Origin of the sequence: Streptomyces murinus, assembly GCF_002154555.1 — a bacterium.
GTDB classification, from domain to species: Bacteria; Actinomycetota; Actinomycetes; order Streptomycetales; family Streptomycetaceae; genus Streptomyces; species Streptomyces murinus.
The window spans coordinates 1-3,046 of record NZ_MUNF01000771.1 but is presented as its reverse complement, the minus strand read 5'-3'; the positions used below and the strand labels follow the sequence as shown (position 1 = coordinate 3,046).

3 protein-coding genes are annotated in these 3,046 nt (G+C 71.0%); 2 read left to right on the top strand and 1 reads right to left on the bottom strand.

All coding sequences use genetic code 11. The features are described 5' to 3' along the window. Window positions 1-718, bottom strand: a 718-nt coding sequence (locus tag CCN72_RS34710; protein ID WP_086812327.1) for an SDR family NAD(P)-dependent oxidoreductase, incomplete at its 3' end; no start/stop codon positions are given. Between the two features lie 66 nt (window positions 719-784). Here CCN72_RS34710 and CCN72_RS34705 point away from each other — a divergent pair. Further along, window positions 785-1,387 carry a TetR/AcrR family transcriptional regulator gene (locus CCN72_RS34705; protein WP_086812325.1) on the top strand — a complete coding sequence of 201 codons (603 nt, stop codon included), beginning with the start codon at window positions 785-787 and terminating at the stop codon, window positions 1,385-1,387. Window positions 1,388-1,643: 256 nt separating this feature from the next. Continuing rightward, on the top strand, window positions 1,644-2,993 hold the full coding sequence (locus tag CCN72_RS34700; RefSeq protein ID WP_086812324.1) for a S53 family peptidase: 1,350 nt from the start codon (window positions 1,644-1,646) through the stop codon (window positions 2,991-2,993). The last annotated feature ends 53 nt before the right edge of the window (window positions 2,994-3,046 follow it).

Genomic DNA, 3,046 nt, shown 5'->3' with positions numbered 1-3,046 from the left:
CGGCCCGGTCGCTCTGGGCGACGACCCGGTTGGCGACGGCCATGCCGATCCTGGCCAGGGGGCTCGCGTGGTGGCTCTGGAGGTTGGTGGCGGCGTAACCGGGGTGGGCGGCCAGCGCGCGCACCCCGGAGCCTGCCTCGGTCAGACGGCGCTGGAGTTCCAGGGTGAACAGGAGGTTCGCCAGCTTGGACTGGGCGTAGGCGCGCGTCGGGGTGTACCGGCCGCGCAGATTCACGTCCTCGAAGCTGATGCGCTGATCGCCCCAGCGGTGCGCGGTGGAGGCCAGCGTCACCACACGGTCGGTGAGGTGCGGCAGCAGCAGGTTCGTCAGCGCGAAGTGCCCGAGGTGGTTGGTGCCGAACTGCCGCTCGAAGCCCTGCGCGGTGCGCTCCTGCGGCAGCATCATCACGCCCGCGTTGTTGATCAGCAGATCCAGCGGGCGGTCCCAGCCGGCGGCGAAGGCGCGCACCGAGTCCAGGTCCGCGAGGTCGAGCCGGCGCACCTCGGTGCTGCCCGCCACCCGCGCCGCGGCGGCGCCGCCCCGCGCCTCGTCCCGTACGGCGAACACCACATGCGCGCCGGCCCGCGCCAGCGCCTCGGCCGTCACCAGGCCGAGGCCGCTGTTGGCGCCGGTGATCACGGCCGTACGGCCGGTCTGGTCGGGGATGCGGTTCACGTTCCACTTGCGCGCACCGCGTGCGCCGGTCGTCTCAGCCATGACCTCAATGTAGGCACCGACTACAATGCTGTCAATGACAACAATGCGGGTGTGCACCGGGATACGATGGCGCACATGCCCGCAAGCCGCCCCTACCACCACGGAGACCTGCGCGCCGCGCTGCTCCAGAGCGCCGAGCGCACCCTGCGGGAGAAGGGGGCCGGCGCGCTGTCGCTGCGCGAACTGGCCCGCGACATCGGCGTCAGCCACGCGGCGCCGGGCCGGCACTTCAAGGACAAGCAGGCCCTGCTCGACGCCCTGGCGATGGAGGGGTACGAGCGGCTGGACCGCGCCCTGACCGAGGCGTACGGAGCGGGTCCCGGCTTCGAGAAGCGGATGGCGGCGCTCGCGCACGCCTACCTCGGTTTCGCCGTCGAGCATCCCGAGCTGCTGGAGCTGATGTTCGCGCGCAAGCACCGCCCCGACAGCTCGGCACAGCTCGGCGCGGCGGTCGACCGCACCTTCGGCTCGCTCACCCGGCTGTTCGCGGACGCCCGGGAGAACGGCGAGATCATCGACGGCGACCCCGAGCGCATCGCGCTGACCGCCGCCGCGCATCTGCACGGCCTGGCCGCCCTCATCGCCAGCTCCGCACTGGACGCGGACGAGGCCGTGGCCGGTCTGGACGCGCACGTACATCTGCTGCTCCACGGCCTCAAGCCCCGCTGAGCCGCGTCCACTTGGTCAAACCCGGCTCTCCATAACCCACTTGACCTGCCCGGACGGTCATCTTCCCGCCATCGTGCCGTCATTGATCAGTAAGCCGGGCACCGCATTTGGGTAACGCGGAAGTCAGAATTCCGAAAGCCTCTTGTTGTCGCGTACTCAACAAGCGAGGGTCGTCGCGGGCCGCCGCCCCCATCGGCGAACACGCCGCTGGTCCCCCACCGGGGGCCTCTGCCCCACCACTTCAGGAGGCTGTACCTTGCGTACGACCAACACCCCCCACATATCCGGCAGATGGCGCCGGGTCGGCTCGGCCGCCGCCGCGGCCACCGCGCTCGCCCTGGCCGGCTTCGGTGCCGCCGCCCAGGCGGACGCCGCCACTCCCCACAAGGTCAGCGCCCAGACGATCGCCACCCAGGTCGCCAAGGCCCATGTGCAGACCACGAACGCGTGTGCCACGACCGCCAAGAAGGGCTACGCCTCCTGTGACGCGCTGCGCGTGACCGGTGGCACCACCGCCTTCATGGAGAAGCAGGCCGCGGTCAAGGGTGTCGCGCCCGCGACGATCAAGCCCAACGCCTCCTCCGGCACCCCGACCGGCTACGGTCCCTCGGACCTCCAGTCGGCCTACGGTCTGGCCTCCGCAGCCTCCTCCAAGGGCTCCGGCGAGACCGTCGCCATCGTGGACGCCTACGACGACCCGAACGCCGCGGCCGACCTCGCCACGTACCGCTCGTACTACGGCCTCTCCGCCTGCACCACGTCCAACGGCTGCTTCAAGAAGGTCAGCCAGACGGGCTCCACCACCTCGCTGCCGTCCGCCGACAGCGGCTGGGCCGGTGAGATCTCGCTCGACCTCGACATGGTCAGCGCGACCTGCCCGAACTGCAACATCCTGCTGGTCGAGGCGAAGTCCGCGTCGATGACGAACCTCGGCACCGCGGTCAACGAGGCCGTGAAGCTGGGCGCGAAGTACGTCTCCAACAGCTACGGCGGCTCGGAGTCCTCCTCCGACACCAGCTACGACACCAAGTACTACAAGCACGCGGGCGTCGTCATCACGGCGAGCGCGGGCGACGAGGGCTACGGCGCCGAGTACCCGGCCGGCTCCCAGTACGTGACCGCCGTCGGCGGCACCGCCCTCAAAAAGGCCTCCACCACGCGTGGTTGGAGCGAGAGCGTCTGGAACACCTCCAGCACCGAGGGCACCGGCTCCGGCTGCTCGGCCTACGACGCCAAGCCGTCCTGGCAGACCGACACGGGTTGCGGCAAGCGCATGATCGCGGACGTCTCCGCCGTGGCCGACCCGGCCACCGGTGTCTCCGTCTACGACAGCTACGGCGCCGACGGCACCGGCTGGAACACCTACGGCGGCACCAGCGCCAGCTCCCCGCTCATCGCCTCGGTCTACGCCCTTGCGGGCACCCCGAGCAGCGCCTCCTACCCGGCCAAGTTCCCGTACGCCAAGGCCGGCACCTCCGCGCTGAACGACGTCACCAGCGGCAGCAACGGCTCCTGCTCCACGAGCTACTTCTGCACCGCCCGGTCCGGCTACGACGGCCCGACCGGCCTGGGCACCCCCGAGGGCGTCTCCGCCTTCACCGGCTGAGCCACCGCCCCGAGGCCGTGACACCCCGTCGGGTCACGGCCTCGGGGCGGTGG

Bases quoted from the DNA above. Each gene is read 5' to 3' on its own strand.
- CCN72_RS34705 (WP_086812325.1), top strand. From the start codon at position 785: ATGGCGCACATGCCCGCAAGCCGCCCCTACCACCACGGAGACCTGCGC.